Raw genomic sequence first — 17,346 nt, forward strand, 5'->3', positions numbered from 1 at the left:
CCAACACCGACCGGAATCAACATCCACCTGTCTCAGACAGGTTGACAACTACCGAATCTCGTCGTTTTCGAGGCCATTTCGCGCGCCTTCGACGAACGCGCGCGCGTTTGCGACAATTCGAGCAACCACCTGCCGGCTTCCCTCGGCGTTCGCACCTGGGTTAGGTTGCGCGACATCGGGGCATCCCGACGTCATGGCAAACTACAGAGTTATCGACCCGCATGGATCCGTCGTCGACACCAAGGACATCTCCAGTTCCGAGGATGCACACTCCTGGTTCAAGGACAGCCGCGCAGACAACGAGGAGTTGGGCTGGCGACTGGAAGTGGAGCACGACGGCGAGTGGGCGTTCTTCAGCGACTCCGAAGGAACCAAGGACTAGTTCCCTGCCCTCGAGCATGTCGAGACGACCCTGCGATTCGGCTACGCCGTTACGCAGGGTCGTTCTTATATCTGATCCAGGGCCAGAACGGACAGTGGGCAGCCCCGGTATCGGAGCTGCCCACCTCTTGTCGCGGCGAATATCGCCGGAGTACTTCTAGTCGCTCGAAGGACGAGACGTCGGAACAGTGTTCTCGAGGTCCGCGACCCGGAGCAAACGCGAGACCGCTCGTCCTGCGACGACCGACCATGACGCACCGATCCCGGCCGTGTAGCCGCGGACTGCGTCGAAGACTGTGAGACCTGCGATACCGAAGAAATCGACATCGGTCAGGTCGAGGGTGACGTGCCGTTTGCTGGACACGCGACTGCAGACGAAATCGGAGAACATCGGCGCACTGCGCATGTCGATGTCACCGTGGACGGCAACGACGAGTGAACCGTCGGGGCCGTCGTGCGCGGTGAAGATTGCTCCGGTTGCCGCGACGGACACGGACTTCTCCGCGACGGTCACCGGGGTGGTTCGAACTTTGTTGCCTGAAGATTCAACACTCATGGCAGATCCCATCGATCGGTCGAACTGAAGGGGAAACCGATTGACGCAGCGGGAGCAGAATTGTTGCCTGACCCGGACGCCGACTTCGCTGCGTTTCCCCGTGACCGGCTGTTAGCTCAACCTCGGCCAACCCTACGGCACTCGCACGCCCAGAGTCCAGCATTGGTTTCAGCGGACCGCCCACCAGCCGTTCGAACGCTGAAACCACGCGCACGCACTACGTACGACTGCTGTCACCCAGGTCGGCGTGGTGTTCGCGCATGGCACCGATGAGTGATTCGAACACCCGATGCGCGGCGGCCAGATCGGCATCGGGAAGGTCCGCCAGCGCGGCGCTGGTGCGCATTCCGAGGGGACCGAAGAACCCGCGAGCGACCTCCATCCCGTGCTCGTCGTATCGCAGAATCACTTTGCGCCTGTCCGAAGCATCGGATTCACGTCGTATGTGACCCGAGGCGATCATGCGCTCGACGAGGTAGGTCATGGCCGCAGAGGAGAGGCCCAACATCGTGCCGAGTTCGCCTGCAGTGAGGGGTGCCCCCTCGACGTCCGCGACCATCACATGAAGCAGAGCCCGAAAGTCGTTGGGCCGCAAGCTGTGCAGCGCTCCGAATACTTGGCCTATCTGCTCGGAGACCGAAGACAGCGCTCGCAGATCCGCCGATATCGCGGATTCGAGGTGGTTTCGGTCGGTCATGACGGTGGTAACTCCTTCGCTGCGGTCACAGTCAGACTACTGCCCGCAACAGGTTCAGTTGCTTAATATCTAAGTAAATGAGATTGTTTTGAGCGTGGACAGCACACGAGCCGAGAACAATGCCGCCTGGGACCGCATCGCCGCAGCGGTGACGCACCGTCGATCATGGGCGATTGCGCTCGCGATCCTTCTTCTTTCGGCCGCCGTCATGGGGCTGGTCGGAAGCAACGATTCTGCCGGTCAGTCGCCCAATTCACTGCCGACCTCCGCAGAGTCCTACCAGGTGGATCAGCTACTGACCGAGTTTCCGGACTCCGATACCGCCCCCGTGATCTTGGTGCTGAGCCGTACCGACGGTGCAGATCTGACGCCGGCCGACATCGACGCCGCCGCCGCTGCCCAGAACAAGCTGTTGGCCGTCGACCGTTCGGTGCCCGATGAACCGGGACCCCCGCCGATCGTGGCTCCCGACGGCAAAGCCGCCATCGCCCTCGTTCAGGTCGACTCCTCACTGTCGGGCTTCACCCTCAACGAACTGATCACCGACCTGCGAGCTGCCGCGACGAGCGATCTTCCATCGGAATTGCAAGCTCAGGTCACCGGCGGTCCTGCTTTCGGTGCCGACATCGCGAACTCGTTCTCCGGTGCCAACTTCACGCTTCTCGCCGTCACCGCACTCGTGGTCGCCGTTCTCCTGATCGTCACGTACCGGTCACCCATCCTGTGGTTGGTGCCACTGCTGGTCATCGGTTTCGCAGACCGGTTCGCCACCACCGTCGGCACGGCTCTGGCTCAACTCACCGGCCTCTCGTTCGACGGGTCGACGTCGGGAATCACGAGCGTCCTGGTGTTCGGTGCCGGCACCAACTACGCACTGCTGTTGATCTCCCGCTACCGCGAGGAACTGCGTCGCGAGCCCGACCACCGCCTCGCCCTGCGCCAAGCCGTCCGGCAGGCCGGGCCCGCCATCCTGGCCAGCAACGCAACCGTCGTGCTGGCCCTGCTCACTCTCTTGCTCGCAATACTGCCGAGCACCCGAAGCCTCGGAGCGCTGGCTGCGGCCGGCCTCGTCGTCGCCGCGGTATTCGTCCTGTTCGTGCTGCCGCCGTTGCTGGCCCTGTGCGGCCCGAAGCTGTTCTGGCCGTTCGTCCCCAAGCAATCGGACCGGGACACCACCACCGAAGGCGTGTGGCATTCGATCGCGGCAGGCGTCTCGCGACGTCCGGTGGCAACGGCCTCGGTCACGATCGTCGTGCTGCTGGCGTGCTGCGCAGCGTTGTTCGGCACGCAGATCGGCCTCTCTCAGACCGAGCAGTTCCGGGTCACCGCTGAATCCGTCGAAGGCTTCGACACTCTCTCGCAACACTTTCCGGCCGGCTCGGCCGATCCGACGACGATTCTTGCGCCCACCGCGAGCATCGACGAGGTCATCGGCATCACCGAGGGCACGGACGGAGTGGTCTCGGTCGATCGTGTCGCCGATTCCGGCACCGGACTGACCCGTCTCTCGGTGGTCAACGATGCGGCGCCCGCATCCGAGGCTTCGTTCACCGTGGTCGAAAGCCTGCGCTCAGCATTCGCCGGGGTCGACGACGCTCGAGTGGGTGGCAGTGACGCCAAGGCGCTCGACACCACCGACGCCGCAGCTCGTGATCGTCTCGTGGTGATTCCCGCGATCCTCGCGGTGGTGCTCGCTGTACTTCTGATCCTTCTACGGGCGATCGTCGCGCCGCTGATCCTGGTCGCGACAACCGTATTGAGTGCGGTCGCCGCTATCGGTATCGGCAGCTGGGTGAGCCTGCACATCTTCGGATTCCCCGCGCTCGACGACAACACCCCACTGTTCGCGTTCCTGTTTCTCGTGGCCCTGGGAGTGGACTACACGATCTTCCTGGTCACGCGTACGCGCGAGGAAACGCCGCGGCACGGCACCAGGGCTGCCATCGTGCGGGCGGTGTCGGCCACCGGTGGTGTCATCACCAGCGCCGGAATCGTTCTGGCAGCCGTGTTCTGCGTACTCGGCGTCCTGCCGCTCATCACGCTCACCCAACTGGGCATCATCGTCGGTCTCGGCATCCTGCTCGATACCTTCGTGGTGCGTACCGTCGTCATTCCAGCCCTGTTCACCCTCATCGGCCCGAGAATCTGGTGGCCGAACAGAATCGATTCCAGCGAGACCGCAACCACAACCGCAACACAAGGAGTGAATTGATGAAGATCCGTACCGCACTGAGCCGCACCGCAATTGCCGGAGTGTTCGCCGCAGGCGCAGTGCTCGCCGCTGCGCCGGCGCAGGCGCAACCGGTCGGCCCTCTGGGATCGGTCGGCCTCGAACCGCTCGCCCCGATTCCGTCGTTGGACGTGGACCGCTACCTCGGTACCTGGAATCAGGTTGCGGCGGTTCCGCAGCCGTTCAATCTGATCTGCGCACGTGACACCCAGGCCAACTACCAGAAGATCGACGACTCGAACATTCGCGTCGAGAACACGTGCACCACGTGGACCGGCGGCGAGAATCGCATCGTCGGCAACGCTCGGGTGAACGACACGGTCACCAAAGCCCAACTGCACGTGAGCTTCCCGGGAGTTCCCACGCAGGAAAGCCAGGAAGGGCCGACCAACTACATCGTGGCCTACATCGCCGACGACTACTCGTGGGCGTTCGTCGGCAGCCCCACCCGCACGTCCGGATTCGTACTGAAGCGCACGCCCGACGTCACCGTCGAGCAGTTCCGCGAGATCCGCGGCGTCGTCGAATCGCTCGGTTACGACTCGAACTTCATCACCACGACGCCCACCCCGGGCGGCGCGACGACGATTCAGCAGCTCTCGACCGTGTAAGTGCGGCGGAGCCGCAACACCCCTCGTGCGCGTTTTGCGTACCAAGAGCTACGCAAAACGCGCACGACCTGCGGCGGTGCCGCACTCAGCTAGCGGACAGGATCGAGATGGCGAAGATCAAGCTGTCTCCCGGTTCGATTCCTGCCTGCGGCTGGCCGCTCGGGTAACCGTCGGCCGACGTCACTGCAACGGCGACGGTCGAGCCGACGGTCTGCCCGGCGATGGCCTTCTGGAAGCCCGCCACGACTCCGTCGAGCGGGAAATCGACCGGTTCGCCGCGCTCGTAGCTGCTGTCGAACGTGGATCCGTCACGTCCATTGACGCCCAGATAGCAGACGGATACCTCGGCGTCGTCCGCAACGACACGACCGTCTCCGACAGTCAGCGTCTTCACCTGCGACTCGGCGACGCTGAACGGAGCCTCCACCGTGACCGACGGTGCCGCAGCGTCGGTGGATCCGACGACCGCAATGCTGCCGGTGTCCCCGGCCAGCGTCCACTCGGGGGTTGCCGCCGAGTCGGGGGCTGCCGTGGGGCAGCTTCCGCTCGACGCAGCGTCGGCCGAGGCGGACGCAGAGGATGACGTCGTCGTCGCCGGGGACGTGCTGTCCGTATCCGAACTGCACGCACCCGTCAGAAGAACGAGCGATGCCGAGGCGGCCAGGAACAGGGTGCGGGTCTTCGTCTGATTCACCGCGCCCACGGTACAAGTAGCCTGCCCGCCCTCGTCACACCGCGGCGCGAAGCACCTCGGCGACCGGTGTGGATGCTCGACCGATCAGACCCTGCAGGTCACCGGAGTCGGTGTCGAGCTCGCCCCGAGAGATGCCGGCGTCGGCGCTGGCGAGCATGGTCGCAACCGAATCGGGAAGGCCTGCACCCTCGAGAATTGTGGCGTACTCGGACTCCGCCACATCCTTGTAGACAACTGGCTTCCCGGAAATATCACCGATGACGGCGGCCAGATCGGTGTAGGTCAGCCGCTCGTCGCCGCCGAGCTCGTAGATCTTGCCGCCCTGATCGTCGTGGGTCAGCACGGCGGCAGCTGCTTCTGCATAGTCCGCGCGCGATGCGGCCGCGATCTTGCCGTTCCCCGCCGCGCCGAGCAGAACACCGCCCTCGATGGTCTGACCGAGCGAGCCCAGGTAGTTCTCCCAGTACCAGCCGTTGCGCAGAAACACGGCGGGGATCGATGAGGCCGTCAGCCGCTCCTCGGTGGCCTTGTGCTCGGGTGCCAGGCTGATGCCGGAGGTGTCTGCTGCGAGCAGGCTGGTGTACGCGATCAGGCCCACTCCGGCTGCTTCGGCAGCGTCGATCACGTTGTTGTGCTGCGCGATTCGCTTACCCACTTCCGTTGCCGAGACCAGCAGCAGCTTGTCGACGCCCGCGAATGCAGACGTCAGAGCGGCAGTGTCGGTGTAGTCGGCAACCCGAACCACAACCCCTTGCTCAGCCAATGCCGAGGCCTTGTCCGCGTTGCGTACGACGGCAACGATGTCTGCGGGTGCCACGCCACGTTCGATGAGTGCGGCGATGACGAGGCCGCCGAGATTGCCCGTTGCTCCGGTGATAGCTGTGGTCATGAGATGCGCTCCCGAGGTTGAAGTATCAAGTTCCGTATTCATGATGCACTTACTTTTCGTGCAGTGCAACCGAGACAGTCATTACTGATGTTTCAGCATGCGCTAGCATTGGCATATGCCCGATGCCGCTGACTCCCTCGAAGCGTCCGTCTTCGCGCGGGACTGCGCGTCGCGACAGACCCTGCAAAATGCCACGAGCAGGTGGGGAGTCCTGGCCCTGGCCGCACTCACCGAAGGCGATTACCGATTCAATGCCCTGCGCAGACGTGTCGACGGCGTCAGTGAACGAATGCTCGCGCAGACGCTGCAGACTCTCGAGCGTGACGGCCTTCTGGTCCGCACCGTTCTCGAAACCATCCCGCCGAAGGTCGAATACAGCCTGACCCCACTCGGACGTGAGGTCGGATCTCGCTTGACCGACCTCATCCAATTGATCGAGGGATCGATGCCGACCGTTCTCGAGTCGCGCGCCGAGCACGACGCTCGCTGACAACGCAAATCAGGTCCGCGCAGTCACGGGACGTTCGGCACCAGCCACCCCCGGGATGAATCAATGTGGCTTCCTTGCACTCTGACCGACTGAAAGGCGCATTGATCCCAACGGGGGTGGGCAGTGCGTTATCGCGTCGTTATTCTACCGAGACGTTTTCGAGATGTAGACGAACCCACGCCGCGCCCCGGCAGGTCGAGACTCGGAGTCAGGGAGTCGGGTCCCCAGCTACACCGGCCCAGCGACCATCACGCTCGGCGCACCGGTGCCGATGCATCGATCTCGGGAGGCATTCACCATGTTCCACACCAAGAGAATTCTCGGCGGAGCGGCAGCATTCGGATTCGCCTGTACCTTCGCGGCACTCGTGCCCGGCACAGCATCGGCAGCACCGGTCGCCTGCACCACTGCGCCCGGAGGGGCCGATATCGCCGCACTGGTCGGAGGCTCGCAGTGCGACAGCTCTGCGGACATCGCCAGCGCAGCCGCAGGACTCGGCCTCGAGGGCTGGGGCTCGGCGGAGGCCATGAACAATGCAGCGGCACTGGCGCTCGGACTCAACGGCGGAACCGCCGTCAGCAACGCCAGTTTCGGCGGCGCGCCCGCGGCAATCGCCTTCGGTCCCGGTGCCATTGCGCAGAACACCGCCGCCGGCCTCGGGCTCTCCATCGCAGTGGCCGCTCCGGGCTCGACCATCACGCTCACCCCGGAAGGCGCAGTGTGCAACGGCGCCGGAATCGCGGGCAGTTTCACCACCCTGCAGGGCTGCATCGGCTGACACGTCCCGAGCGACGCACGCGAGTGAGCGTTATGGATGCCACCGAAGGCCGGGTCATCTACAGTTTCAATGACCTACAAGTCTCGGTATGCGAGTCGGCAACGACCCGCTGAACAAGGAGTTCGACGGCAATGATGTCCTACCTGCTCTACGACGTGCTGCTCCCCCAGCTCGGCCACGACGTCGCGTCGTACTGGGCACACCTGTTGGTCGTCGCCCCGATCTGAGTATCAGGGCTCGATACGACAGAGATATCCCCGATCGGCCGTCCAGGCCGATCGGGGATATCTTGTTCGAATGCCGGTATCGAATCAGACAGGTTCGGGCAGCAACCGCGTCAGCACATCCGACAGTGTCACCACGCCGATTGTCCGCGCGGTGTCACCCACCCCCACCGATGCATCCACTACCAGCGCCAGATGGTGCCGGGTCTCACGCATCGACGCGAGCGCCACGTAGACCGGAGTAGTGGAGTCCAGCGTGTAGGCCGGACGCGTGATCTCGGCCAGGTTCTCGGGATTGGTCAACGTATCCCGAACGTGGACAACACCTTTCACAACATCCCCGTCGCTGACAAGGATGCGCAGGTGTCCACTGATCCGCGACGCCTCCCGCACGTCGTCGATCGAGGCCGACGACGACACCGAGGTCGGCGTGCCGCTACCGGCAACCAGGTCACCGACCGTGAGGTCCTGCAGTTCCAACGCTCCCGAAATCTGAGCCTGGTAGCTGGCGTCGAGTGCACCGACGTTGACGGAGTGCTCCACCAGTTGACGAAGATCGTCCGCGTTCTGACCGGTGCCCACTGTGTCGGCCGGCTCGACGCCCACCTTGCGCAGGCACCAGTTCGCCATGTTGTTCAACGCCGTCAGCACCGGACGCGTGACGAACATGAACGCGCGCATCGGAATTGCGAGCATCGTGGCCGACTTCTCCGGATGTGCGATGGCCCAGGACTTAGGAGCCATTTCGCCGACGACCAAGTGCAGGAACGTGACGATGATCAGGGCCAAGACGAATCCGAGGACGTCGGCAAACCAGTACGGCAGGCCGACTTGCTCGAACAGCGGTGTGAGCCAGTAGTGCACGGCCGGCTTGGTGGTCGCGCCGAGTGCAAGCGTGCAGACGGTGATGCCGAGCTGCGAACCGGCGAGTAGCACCGTCAGCTCCGAGGAGCTGCGCAGAGCGGCCCGAGCGGATCGCGAGTTCGGTGCAGCATCTTCGAGGCGATGCCGCTTGGCTGCGAGCAGAGCGAACTCGACTGCGACGAAGAACGCACTTGCCGCGATGAGCCCGATGGTGACGGCCAGAAAGACCCAGAGGTTGCTCATCGGTGTGCTCCTGCAATGTCGGACTCGGCCGCATTCTCGTCGTGCTCGGTTGCCCGCTCGTCGATGGTCAGGGTGAGCAGTGACGGCACGTGACTGTCGATCTCCTGCACCTCGATCGTGACGAATCGAATGGGCGTCTCGTCGTCATTGGCCAGATCTGCGTTGTCCGGCGGCAGATCCACTTCGATGCGGGTACCGACGTCGGGCAGCGAACCGTGGTGCGCGATGGCGAATCCGGCGATGGTCTCGTAGTCACCGTCGGGCAGATCCACCCCGATCGCACGCTCGACCTCGTCGACGTGCACCTCGCCAGCCATCGTCCAGCTGCCGTCGTCGGCGCTGACCGGGCTCGGGTCGAGTACACCGTCGTCGTGCTCGTCGGTGATTTCACCGACGAGCTCCTCCGCGAGATCCTCGATGGTGATCACGCCGGTGAGGCCGCCGTATTCGTCTATGACACAGGCCAATTGGTTCCGTGTTGCCCGCAGCTCGCGCATCGCGTCGGGCAGACTCTGCATTTCGGGCAGAATCAGTGCGTCACGGGTGAGTCCGGAGATCGGCGTCGAATCGGGCTGCGGGGAAGCAAGCACGTCGTGCAGGTGGACCACGCCGACGATGCCGTCGTCCTCGTCGAGCACTGGATAACGCGAATGCTCCTGACCCATCAGCGCTTTCACCTCACCGAGCGTGTCGGTGTCGCGCACGGTGGCGGCTCGTGAACGCGGGATCATGGCGTGCTCGACGTTGCGCGTAGGAAAGTCGAGAATGCGATCGAGCAGGGTCGACAGCTCGTCGGGCAGGTCGCCCGTCTCGCGGGAGTCAGAGACGATGTGCTCGAGGTCGCGGGGACTGGCCGAATGTTCCACATCGTGCACGGGCTCGATCTTCAGCGCTTTGAGCAGGAGGTTCGACGACTGATCGAAGATCGTGATCAGCCAGCCGAAGAGCTTGAGATAGATGGTCGTCGACAGCGAGAGCCATCGCGCCACCGGCTCCGGACGAGCGATCGCGAAGTTCTTCGGGAACAGTTCACCGAAGAGCATCTGTACGAACGTTGCGAACGTGATCGCCAGAACGGCACCGAGTCCGACACCGACGGCCGTCGGCACTCCGATACCGCCGAGGATTGCGCCGAACGATTGCCCGATGAGGGGTTCGGCGACGTAGCCGACCAGTAGTCCGGTGACCGTGATGCCCAGCTGCGCGCCGGAAAGCATGAACGACGTGCGTTTGGTGACGGTCAACGTACGAGCGGCGACCGCGTCGCCGGCCTCTGCGCGTGCCTTGAGCCGAGACCGGTCGACGGTCATGTACGCGAATTCCTGGGCCACGAAGTAACCGGTCGCGACGGTGATGAGAAAAACGACGAGCAGGCCGAGCAGAAGAGTGAGCAGAACGCTCATTCGCCGGACACCGCCTCGCACGTGGTAGCTGTGGTGCGGGGAGCCGTGTCCGGCCCGGGTTTATCGCTGTCCATGATTCCTCAGGGTCGTATGGTGGGAGATTTGTCCGATCCTACCGGACCGAGAACTGTCAGGGCGCCTTCACGACGAGGACGGGAACCGGGCAGTCCAGCAACACTCGCTGGACGGTGCTGCCCATCAGAAACTTGCCGACGGCCGATCGACGCTTCGAGCCGATGACGACCATGCCAGCACCGACGTCGGCAACGAGATCCACCAGGGCACCCGCCGGGTCACCACCGTCCGGCTCGACCCGTACGGTCGTCGCCTTTCCCGGAAGAGCTCGCTCCACCTCGGCCTGCGCCGCGCTGCGGTCCTCCGCCGACACGGAATCGCGGTCGACCACGGACAATACGATCAGCTCGGCCTGACGCAGCTCGGCCTCCGCGGCACCGCGTCGCAGCGCTTCCTGCCCCTCGGGGGTGTTGCTCATCGCTACTGCCACTGCGCTGCCTACAGACACGGTCGTTCCCCTTGCTCGAATCCATCGAAGATCGCCCTCGACGTTGTGAACTGGACTAATCGGACAAACTGTATCTAACCTGACGCTGTGACACACCACACGAAAGGTCTCTGATGGCGATATCGCCCACATTGCTACGAACGGCCGGAGCCCTGGTGGTGGTGGGAGCGGTGACCGTCGCGGGAATCGATGCCGCCAACAGCGCCAGCGGCTCCGACGCCCGCGCCAAGCTCACGTTGATTGCACCGGCCGCCGCGGGCGGTGGCTGGGACCTCGTCGCCCGTGAATCGCAGCAAGCACTGCGCAGCGATGGCATCGTCAACAACGCCCAAGTCGTCAACGTTCCCGGGGCAGGCGGCACCATCGGGTTGAGCCAACTCGAGAACCTCAGCGGTCAGCCCACCACCGTCATGATCACCGGCACCGTGATGCTGGGCGGCATCGCGATCAACAACTCCGAGACCACCCTCGCCGACACCGTTCCGATCGCCAAACTCGCCGAGGACTTCGAGGTGTTCGTCGTACCGAAAGACTCGCCGATCCAGAATCTCGAGGACATGATCGAGGCCTGGCGGGCGAACCCCGGTGGCCTGCCGATCGGCGGCGGTTCGCTCGGCGGCATCGACCACATCGTGGCGGGCCAATTGGCGCAGGAAGCCGACATCGATCCGGCCGCAATCAATTACATCGCCTACTCCGGTGGCGGCGAGGTCCTGACGTCGCTGCTGTCGAACACCGTCGGCGTCGCGGTCAGTGGGTTCAACGACTTCCGGGACCAGATCGAGGCCGGCAACGTGCGTGCGCTCGCCGTGGCCGCGCCCGAGCCGCTCGAGGGCTTCGACGTGGACACGTTCATCGAACAGGGTTACAACGTCGACCTCGTGAACTGGCGAGGAATCGTTGCGGCACCGGGCATCTCCGACGAGGATCGCCAGACTCTGATCGACATCGTCTCCGAGATGGTCGAGACCGAGCAGTGGGCGACGGCGGTCGAACGCAACCGCTGGAAGGAATCGGTTCTGACCGGAGACGAATTCGGCGAATTCCTCGAGGTCGAGCAGGCACGCATCACCGGACTTCTCGAGGAGCTGGGGCTGGTATGACAACAACGACTACCGACACGGACACATCCCGATCGTTCTGGACGGGACGCAGTGGACTGATCGTTCCGGCACTACTCGTCGCACTGGGAGTATTTCTGGTCTACGGAACTCTCACCATGGAAGTTCCGCCGACCGCCACTTCCCCTGGCCCGCAGGTATTTCCGGCCATCCTGGCCGGCGGATGCTTCGTCGTCGCCATACTGGTCACCATTCAACTGCTGGTCAAACCCGACGAGATCGATCGTGGCGTCGACGACGACGGACAGCCGCACACCGGTTCCGTCAGCAATTGGCGCACGCTGTCCATCACCGTCGGATCGGTGGCTGTGTTCATCGCCCTCCTCGACCCGCTGGGCTGGGTTCTCGCGGGCGCACTGCTGTTCTGGGGTGTGTCGGTCGGATTGGGCGGTCGCCGTTACGTGTTCGACGCGGCAGTCGCACTGCTGGTCTCGAGCACGATTCAGATCGCATTCTCCGCGGGCCTCGGCCTGACCTTGCCCGGCGGCGTCCTCGCCCAGATCTTCTGACGGAGCTGAATTTTCGATGGATTCATTGAGTAATCTTCTCGACGGGTTCGGCACCGCGCTGACACCGATGAACCTGGTGTGGGTGTTCGTCGGCGCGCTGCTCGGCACCGCCGTGGGCGTACTGCCCGGTCTCGGCTCTGCCATGGCGGTGGCCCTACTGCTGCCGGTCACCTTCACCCTCGACCCCACTGCCGCGTTGATCATGTTCGCCGGAGTGTATTTCGGCGGCCTGTTCGGCGATTCGATCTCCGGCATCCTGATGAACACCCCCGGCAACAGCACGGCCATCGCCGGTACGTTCGAGGGTCACCGGATGGCCAAGAACGGCAGAGCACCACAGGCTTTGGCAACGTCAGCCATCGGTGCCTTCATCGGCGGCATTGTTGCGACCACTTTGGTGGTGTTCTTCGCCCCGACGCTTGCGTCGTTGGCGACCAACTTCGGCCCGGCCGAATACCTCGCACTGGCAGTCTTCGCCTTCATCGCCACCTCGGCGGTGGTCTCCGACTCGGCACTCAAGGGCCTGACCGCATTGCTCATCGGCCTCACCCTCGCCGTCATCGGAATCGACGGCCCCTCGGGCGCTTTACGTTTCACCTTCGAGGTCCCGGCCCTGTTCGACGGCATCCACATAGTCGTGATCACCGTCGCGATGCTCGCGCTCGGTGAGGTCATCCACATCGCGTCGAAGATCGGCCGGCCCGAGGACCGCACCCTGATCAAATCGCAGGGCCGCCCCTGGTTGAGCAAGGCCGAATTCCGCGATGCCTTGCCGGCGTGGATGCGCGGCACGGCATTCGGTGTGCCGTTCGGCGTGATCCCCGCGGGCGGTGCCGAAGTGCCGAGTTTCCTGGCGTACGGCACCGAGCGCAGGCTCGATCGCAAGCGAGACAAGCCCATGTTCGGCAAGGGAGCCATTCGCGGCGTCGCCGGACCGGAGGCAGCCGGAAACTCCACGGCCGGAACAGCAATGGGTGCCTTGCTGGCTCTGGGTCTACCCACGTCGGCCACCGCGGCGATCATGCTGGCGGCCTTTCAGCAGTACGGCATGCAGCCCGGGCCCCTGCTGTTCGAGCGCAGCGGCGACATCGTCTGGGCCCTGCTGGCCAGCCTGTTCGTGGCGATGATCGTGTTGCTGATCCTCAACCTGCCGTTCGCACCGTTGTGGGCACAGCTACTCAAGATCCCGAAGAACTACCTCTACGCCGGAATCTCGGTGTTCGCCGCCCTCGGCGTGTACGCATCGAGTGCGTCGATCGTGGACCTGATCTTCATGCTCGGGCTCGGCATCGTCGGATTCATGATGCGGCGCTACGAGATTCCGCTCGCCCCCGTGTTGATCGCGGTGATCCTCGGCCCACTCGCCGAGGAATCACTTCGACGCGCACTGGCTGTCAGCGAGGGCGACCCGTCGATCCTCGTCAGCAGCGGCATCACCATCGTGCTGTACGCACTGATGATCATCGCCGTGGTGTTCTCGATCGTCAGCAAGATCCGCGCCCGCAAGACCGCGGATTTCTAGCAGCGACCGAACTGTTCGCCCACAGATTGTTCACGTGCCCACCTGTGACGGTGGGCACGTGAATATCTGATGGGCAAACGTCCAGCGCGTTCGTCAGTGCCGCAGCGCCGGGTAGTCCGTGTAGCCCTTGGCACCGTCGGTGTAGAAGGTGCTCGGATCGGGCTCGTTCAACGGCAGATCCTCGCGCCAGCGGTAGGCGAGGTCGGGGTTGGCGATTGCCGGACGTCCGACGACGATGGCCTCGCCGATTCCGTCGTCCAGGAGCGAGAGCGCCTCGTCGCGGGTGGTGATCTCACCGAAGCCGCTGTTGACCAATACGGCACCGCCGAACGCTGCGCGCAGATCCTGCACCAGCTCACCGGCCGGATCCTTGTGCAGCACACTGAGGTACGCCAGACCCAACGGTGCGATTCGGTCTACCAATGCGCGGTAGGTGGCACGCACGTCGTCGGCGTCCGTCTCGAGGGCATCCTGAATGTTGTGCTCGGGTGAGATGCGAATTCCCACCTTGCCTGCTCCCAGAGCGTCAACCACGGCCTCGACCACCTCGGCCACGAAGCGCGCACGGTTCTCGGGCGAGCCGCCGTACTTGTCGTCCCGCTGGTTCGATGCCGGCGAGAGGAATTCATGCAGCAGGTACCCGTTGGCACCGTGAATCTCGACGCCGTCCATGCCGGCGGCGATCGCGTTCTTCGACGCCTGCACGAAGTCGGCGATCACCGAGGGCAGCTCGTCCTCGCGTAGGGCGCGCGGGGTGGGGTACGCCTTCTTGCCCTCGTACGTGTGAGTCTCGCCCTCGATGGCGATGGCGCTGGGTCCGACAACCTCGTGGCCACCCGTGGTCGCCTCATGGGTGACGCGGCCCGCATGCATCACCTGCGCGACGATGAGTCCGCCATCGGCGTGCACCGCGTCGGCAACGTTGCGCCAACCCTCGATCTGCTCGTCCGTCACCAGACCGGGCTGGCCCGGGAAGCCCTGACCCGCGTGGCTCGGGTAGGTGCCTTCACTGACGATCAGACCCAGGGATGCGCGCTGCTTGTAGTGCTCGACCACCAGCGGACCGGGCACCCCGTCCTTGCCGGAACGCACCCGCGTCAGCGGAGCCATCACCAATCGGTTGTCGAGCTTCAAGTCACCGAGGGCCAACGGGGTAAACAGCTTCATGGATCTCTCTCCTTACGAGTGCGTGCACAATCTTTGCCACTGATCACTCGAACGATCGAGATCCATGAAGCTATTCCGATCCGAGACATTGCTCACGCAATTACAGGATGTACAGCATTTCCTGGTACGTCGGCAGCGGCCAAAGATCGTCGGCCACCATCGCCTCCAGTGTGTCCGACGCAGCACGGACGGCAGCCATGGCGGGCAGCAGGGCGTCCTTGGCGTGCTCGGCCTCGGCCAGCGCGTCGCCACCCGGGTCGGCTTCCAGTGCGCTCTTCAATGTCGCCAACGCTGCGCGTAGCTCCGACAGTGGAGCCGAAACCGCCTGCAGCGCCGTCATGTCCACGTCCTCGACGCCTGCGCCCTTGAGCGCGCTCACGTTCTGCGCCAGCTCCGTCTGATAGCGCACCGCCGCGGGCAGGATGGACGTCTGACCCATCTCCAGCGTCAACCGCGCTTCGACGAACACCGTCAGCGCATACTGTTCGAGCCCGATCTCGTAGCGCGAGTGCATCTCTCGGTGGTTGAACACCTTGTACTTCTCGAACAGTTCCATCGCCGACTCGGAGATCAACTCCGGCAACGCATCGAGGGTGGTACGCAGATTCGGCAGTCCGCGTGCTTCGGCCTCGACCTGCCAGTTGTCGGAGTAGCCGTCACCGTTGAACACCACCGCGCCGTGTTCGGTGATGATCTCCGTCAGCAGATTCTGCACGGCGGTGTCGAAATCGGTGCCGTCGGCGACGGCTGCCTCGAGGTTGGTCGCCATGTAGTCGAGCGCCTCGGCCATGATCGTGTTGATCGTGACCATCGGACCGTTGACGGTCTGCATCGAGCCGGGAGCACGGAACTCGAACCGGTTGCCGGTGAACGCGAACGGGCTCGTCCGGTTGCGGTCGCCGGGATCGGTCGGCAGCACGGGCAGGGTGTCGGCACCGATCATCATGGTGCCCTTGCCCTTCGACGACGTCGCTGCACCCTTGGCGATCTGATCGAACACGTCGGCCAACTGATCACCGAGGAAGATCGAGATGATCGCGGGCGGAGCCTCGTTGGCCCCGAGACGATGATCGTTGGTCGCCGACGCCACCGAGGCGCGCAGCAGACCACCGTACTTGTGTACCGCGCGAATGACGGCGGCACAGAAGACCAGGAACTGCGCGTTGTCGTGCGGGTTGTCGCCGGGCACCAGCAGCGATCCGAGCTCGGAGTTGCCGAGGGAGAAGTTGACGTGCTTGCCCGAGCCGTTGACGCCCTCGAACGGCTTCTCGTGGAACAGACACTCCATACCGTGCTTCTTGGCGATCGTCTTGAATGTCGTCATCAACAGCTGCTGGTGATCGGCTGCGATGTTGCCGCGCTCGAACATCGGCGCGATCTCGAACTGTCCGGGAGCGACTTCGTTGTGCCGAGTCTTGGCCGGGATTCCGAGCTTGAACAGCTCCCGCTCGGTGTCCATCATGAAGCCGAGCACGCGCTCGGGGATGGCTCCGAAGTAGTGGTCGTCGAATTCCTGGCCCTTGGGCGGCTTCGAGCCGAACAGGGTGCGGCCCGCGTTGAGCAGGTCCGGACGGGCCAGGAAGAAGTGCCGGTCGACGAGGAAATACTCCTGCTCAGGACCACAGAACGAGACGATGTTCTCGATGTTCTCGTGTCCGAACAGCTTCAGGATGCGCTCGGCGTGTCCGCCCATCGCCTGCTGCGAACGCAGCAGGGGCGTCTTGTGGTCGAGGGCCTCACCTGTCATCGAGACGAACACCGTCGGGATGCACAGGGTATTGCCGTTCGGGTTCTCGAGGACGTACGCCGGGCTGGTGACGTCCCAGCCGGTGTACCCACGAGCCTCGAACGTGTTGCGCAGACCGCCGTTGGGGAAGCTCGACGCGTCGGGCTCACCCTGGATCAACGTCTTGCCGGCGAATTCGGCGAGGGCACTGCCGTCACCGACGGGATCGAAGAAGCTGTCGTGCTTTTCGGCCGTCAAGCCGGTGAGCGGGTAGAAGACGTGCGCGTAGTGCGTCGCCCCCTTCTCCAAAGCCCAGTCCTTCATCGCCGACGCCACTGCGTCGGCGACCATGGGATCGAGCTTCTTGCCCTTGTCGATCGTCGCCATCACGGACTTGAAGACCGATTTGGGCAGACGCTTCTGCATCACGACCTTGCTGAAGACGTTCTCGCCGAAGATCTCGCCCGGCTTCTCGTCTCCGACGAAGCTGACCGCAGGCGGCACATACGCCTCGACGTCTTTGATCGCCTGCAGGCGTACGGTATTTCCACTCATGGCTACCCCTTGACAAGGTGCTGCTCCGCACCTGGATTGTGCGGAGTCCGACCCGGCGACTGTACGAATGCGACGTGGCGGTCGTGTTTCGTCGTTGTGTCCACTGCAAGGCAAAAACGGCGATCGGAGTTTCTTTCCACGCGGACGGGGGTAACTCCGCAGC

17 protein-coding genes are annotated in these 17,346 nt (G+C 64.0%); 8 read left to right on the top strand and 9 right to left on the bottom strand.

Going from position 1 to position 17,346, the window contains the following annotated elements; all coding sequences use genetic code 11:
* Positions 1-193: 193 nt before the first annotated feature.
* Positions 194-382 carry a hypothetical protein gene (locus AC5WEY_RS25500; RefSeq protein WP_495648061.1) on the top strand — a complete coding sequence of 63 codons (189 nt, stop codon included), beginning with the start codon at positions 194-196 and terminating at the stop codon, positions 380-382.
* A gap of 156 nt (positions 383-538) precedes the next feature.
* Here AC5WEY_RS25500 and AC5WEY_RS25505 read toward each other — a convergent pair whose 3' ends face one another.
* Both AC5WEY_RS25505 and AC5WEY_RS25510 read right to left on the bottom strand, forming a co-directional pair.
* Positions 539-937 (bottom strand): STAS domain-containing protein, encoded by a 399-nt coding sequence (locus AC5WEY_RS25505; RefSeq protein WP_495648062.1) that lies wholly within the window; start codon positions 935-937, stop codon positions 539-541.
* Positions 938-1,154: 217 nt separating this feature from the next.
* Positions 1,155-1,634 (bottom strand): MarR family winged helix-turn-helix transcriptional regulator, encoded by a 480-nt coding sequence (locus AC5WEY_RS25510; RefSeq protein WP_317566845.1) that lies wholly within the window; start codon positions 1,632-1,634, stop codon positions 1,155-1,157.
* A 208-nt stretch (positions 1,635-1,842) separates the two neighbouring features.
* Here AC5WEY_RS25510 and AC5WEY_RS25515 point away from each other — a divergent pair, with 208 nt between their 5' ends.
* A complete protein-coding gene (locus AC5WEY_RS25515; protein ID WP_495648097.1) occupies positions 1,843-3,846 on the top strand; it encodes an MMPL family transporter in 2,004 nt (667 codons plus the stop codon).
* The gene (locus AC5WEY_RS25520; RefSeq protein ID WP_057476302.1) at positions 3,846-4,475 is read left to right on the top strand and encodes a lipocalin family protein; all 630 of its coding nucleotides are present in this window, start codon (positions 3,846-3,848) and stop codon (positions 4,473-4,475) included. The genes AC5WEY_RS25515 and AC5WEY_RS25520 overlap by 1 nt, the downstream gene beginning before the upstream one ends.
* An 85-nt stretch (positions 4,476-4,560) precedes the next feature.
* On the opposite strand, the gene AC5WEY_RS25525 is transcribed toward AC5WEY_RS25520, so the two are convergent.
* Positions 4,561-5,178, bottom strand: coding sequence for an FKBP-type peptidyl-prolyl cis-trans isomerase (locus AC5WEY_RS25525; RefSeq protein WP_495648063.1), 618 nt, complete (start codon positions 5,176-5,178; stop codon positions 4,561-4,563).
* Positions 5,179-5,203: 25 nt separating this feature from the next.
* A complete protein-coding gene (locus AC5WEY_RS25530; RefSeq protein WP_495648064.1) occupies positions 5,204-6,058 on the bottom strand; it encodes an SDR family oxidoreductase in 855 nt (284 codons plus the stop codon).
* A gap of 115 nt (positions 6,059-6,173) precedes the next feature.
* Between AC5WEY_RS25530 and AC5WEY_RS25535 the strand changes: the two genes are divergently transcribed.
* Positions 6,174-6,548: a winged helix-turn-helix transcriptional regulator gene (locus AC5WEY_RS25535; protein WP_495648065.1), complete on the top strand. Its 375-nt coding sequence runs from the start codon at positions 6,174-6,176 to the stop codon at positions 6,546-6,548.
* Between the two features lie 271 nt (positions 6,549-6,819).
* Positions 6,820-7,326 carry a DUF6764 family protein gene (locus tag AC5WEY_RS25540; protein ID WP_235581570.1) on the top strand — a complete coding sequence of 169 codons (507 nt, stop codon included), beginning with the start codon at positions 6,820-6,822 and terminating at the stop codon, positions 7,324-7,326.
* 311 nt (positions 7,327-7,637) lie between these two features.
* Here the strand turns inward: AC5WEY_RS25540 and AC5WEY_RS25545 are convergent, their stop codons facing one another.
* The 3 genes from AC5WEY_RS25545 to AC5WEY_RS25555 form a co-directional block, all read right to left on the bottom strand.
* Positions 7,638-8,657, bottom strand: coding sequence for a hemolysin family protein (locus AC5WEY_RS25545; RefSeq protein ID WP_495648066.1), 1,020 nt, complete (start codon positions 8,655-8,657; stop codon positions 7,638-7,640).
* On the bottom strand, positions 8,654-10,060 hold the full coding sequence (locus AC5WEY_RS25550) for a hemolysin family protein (RefSeq protein ID WP_495648067.1): 1,407 nt from the start codon (positions 10,058-10,060) through the stop codon (positions 8,654-8,656). Before AC5WEY_RS25550 ends, AC5WEY_RS25545 begins: the two co-directional genes overlap by 4 nt.
* Positions 10,061-10,190: 130 nt before the next feature.
* Positions 10,191-10,583 carry a universal stress protein gene (locus AC5WEY_RS25555; RefSeq protein WP_235581569.1) on the bottom strand — a complete coding sequence of 131 codons (393 nt, stop codon included), beginning with the start codon at positions 10,581-10,583 and terminating at the stop codon, positions 10,191-10,193.
* 113 nt (positions 10,584-10,696) lie between these two features.
* On the opposite strand from AC5WEY_RS25555, the gene AC5WEY_RS25560 reads away from it, so the two are divergent.
* From AC5WEY_RS25560 to AC5WEY_RS25570, 3 genes are read left to right on the top strand one after another with little or no spacing between them, the layout of a single operon-like run.
* On the top strand, positions 10,697-11,686 hold the full coding sequence (locus AC5WEY_RS25560; RefSeq protein WP_495648068.1) for a Bug family tripartite tricarboxylate transporter substrate binding protein: 990 nt from the start codon (positions 10,697-10,699) through the stop codon (positions 11,684-11,686).
* Positions 11,683-12,213, top strand: coding sequence for a tripartite tricarboxylate transporter TctB family protein (locus AC5WEY_RS25565; protein WP_495648069.1), 531 nt, complete (start codon positions 11,683-11,685; stop codon positions 12,211-12,213). The genes AC5WEY_RS25560 and AC5WEY_RS25565 overlap by 4 nt, the downstream gene beginning before the upstream one ends.
* A 16-nt stretch (positions 12,214-12,229) precedes the next feature.
* Positions 12,230-13,735 carry a tripartite tricarboxylate transporter permease gene (locus tag AC5WEY_RS25570; RefSeq protein ID WP_495648070.1) on the top strand — a complete coding sequence of 502 codons (1,506 nt, stop codon included), beginning with the start codon at positions 12,230-12,232 and terminating at the stop codon, positions 13,733-13,735.
* A gap of 93 nt (positions 13,736-13,828) precedes the next feature.
* Here the strand turns inward: AC5WEY_RS25570 and AC5WEY_RS25575 are convergent, their stop codons facing one another.
* Complete coding sequence (locus tag AC5WEY_RS25575; protein WP_495648071.1) at positions 13,829-14,902, bottom strand: alkene reductase; 1,074 nt, start codon at positions 14,900-14,902, stop codon at positions 13,829-13,831.
* A gap of 100 nt (positions 14,903-15,002) precedes the next feature.
* Positions 15,003-17,183, bottom strand: a complete 2,181-nt coding sequence (locus tag AC5WEY_RS25580) for a glutamine synthetase III family protein (protein ID WP_495648072.1) — start codon at positions 17,181-17,183, stop codon at positions 15,003-15,005.
* Positions 17,184-17,346 lie beyond the last annotated feature (163 nt).

The organism is Rhodococcoides sp. S146-33 (genome assembly GCF_059489205.1).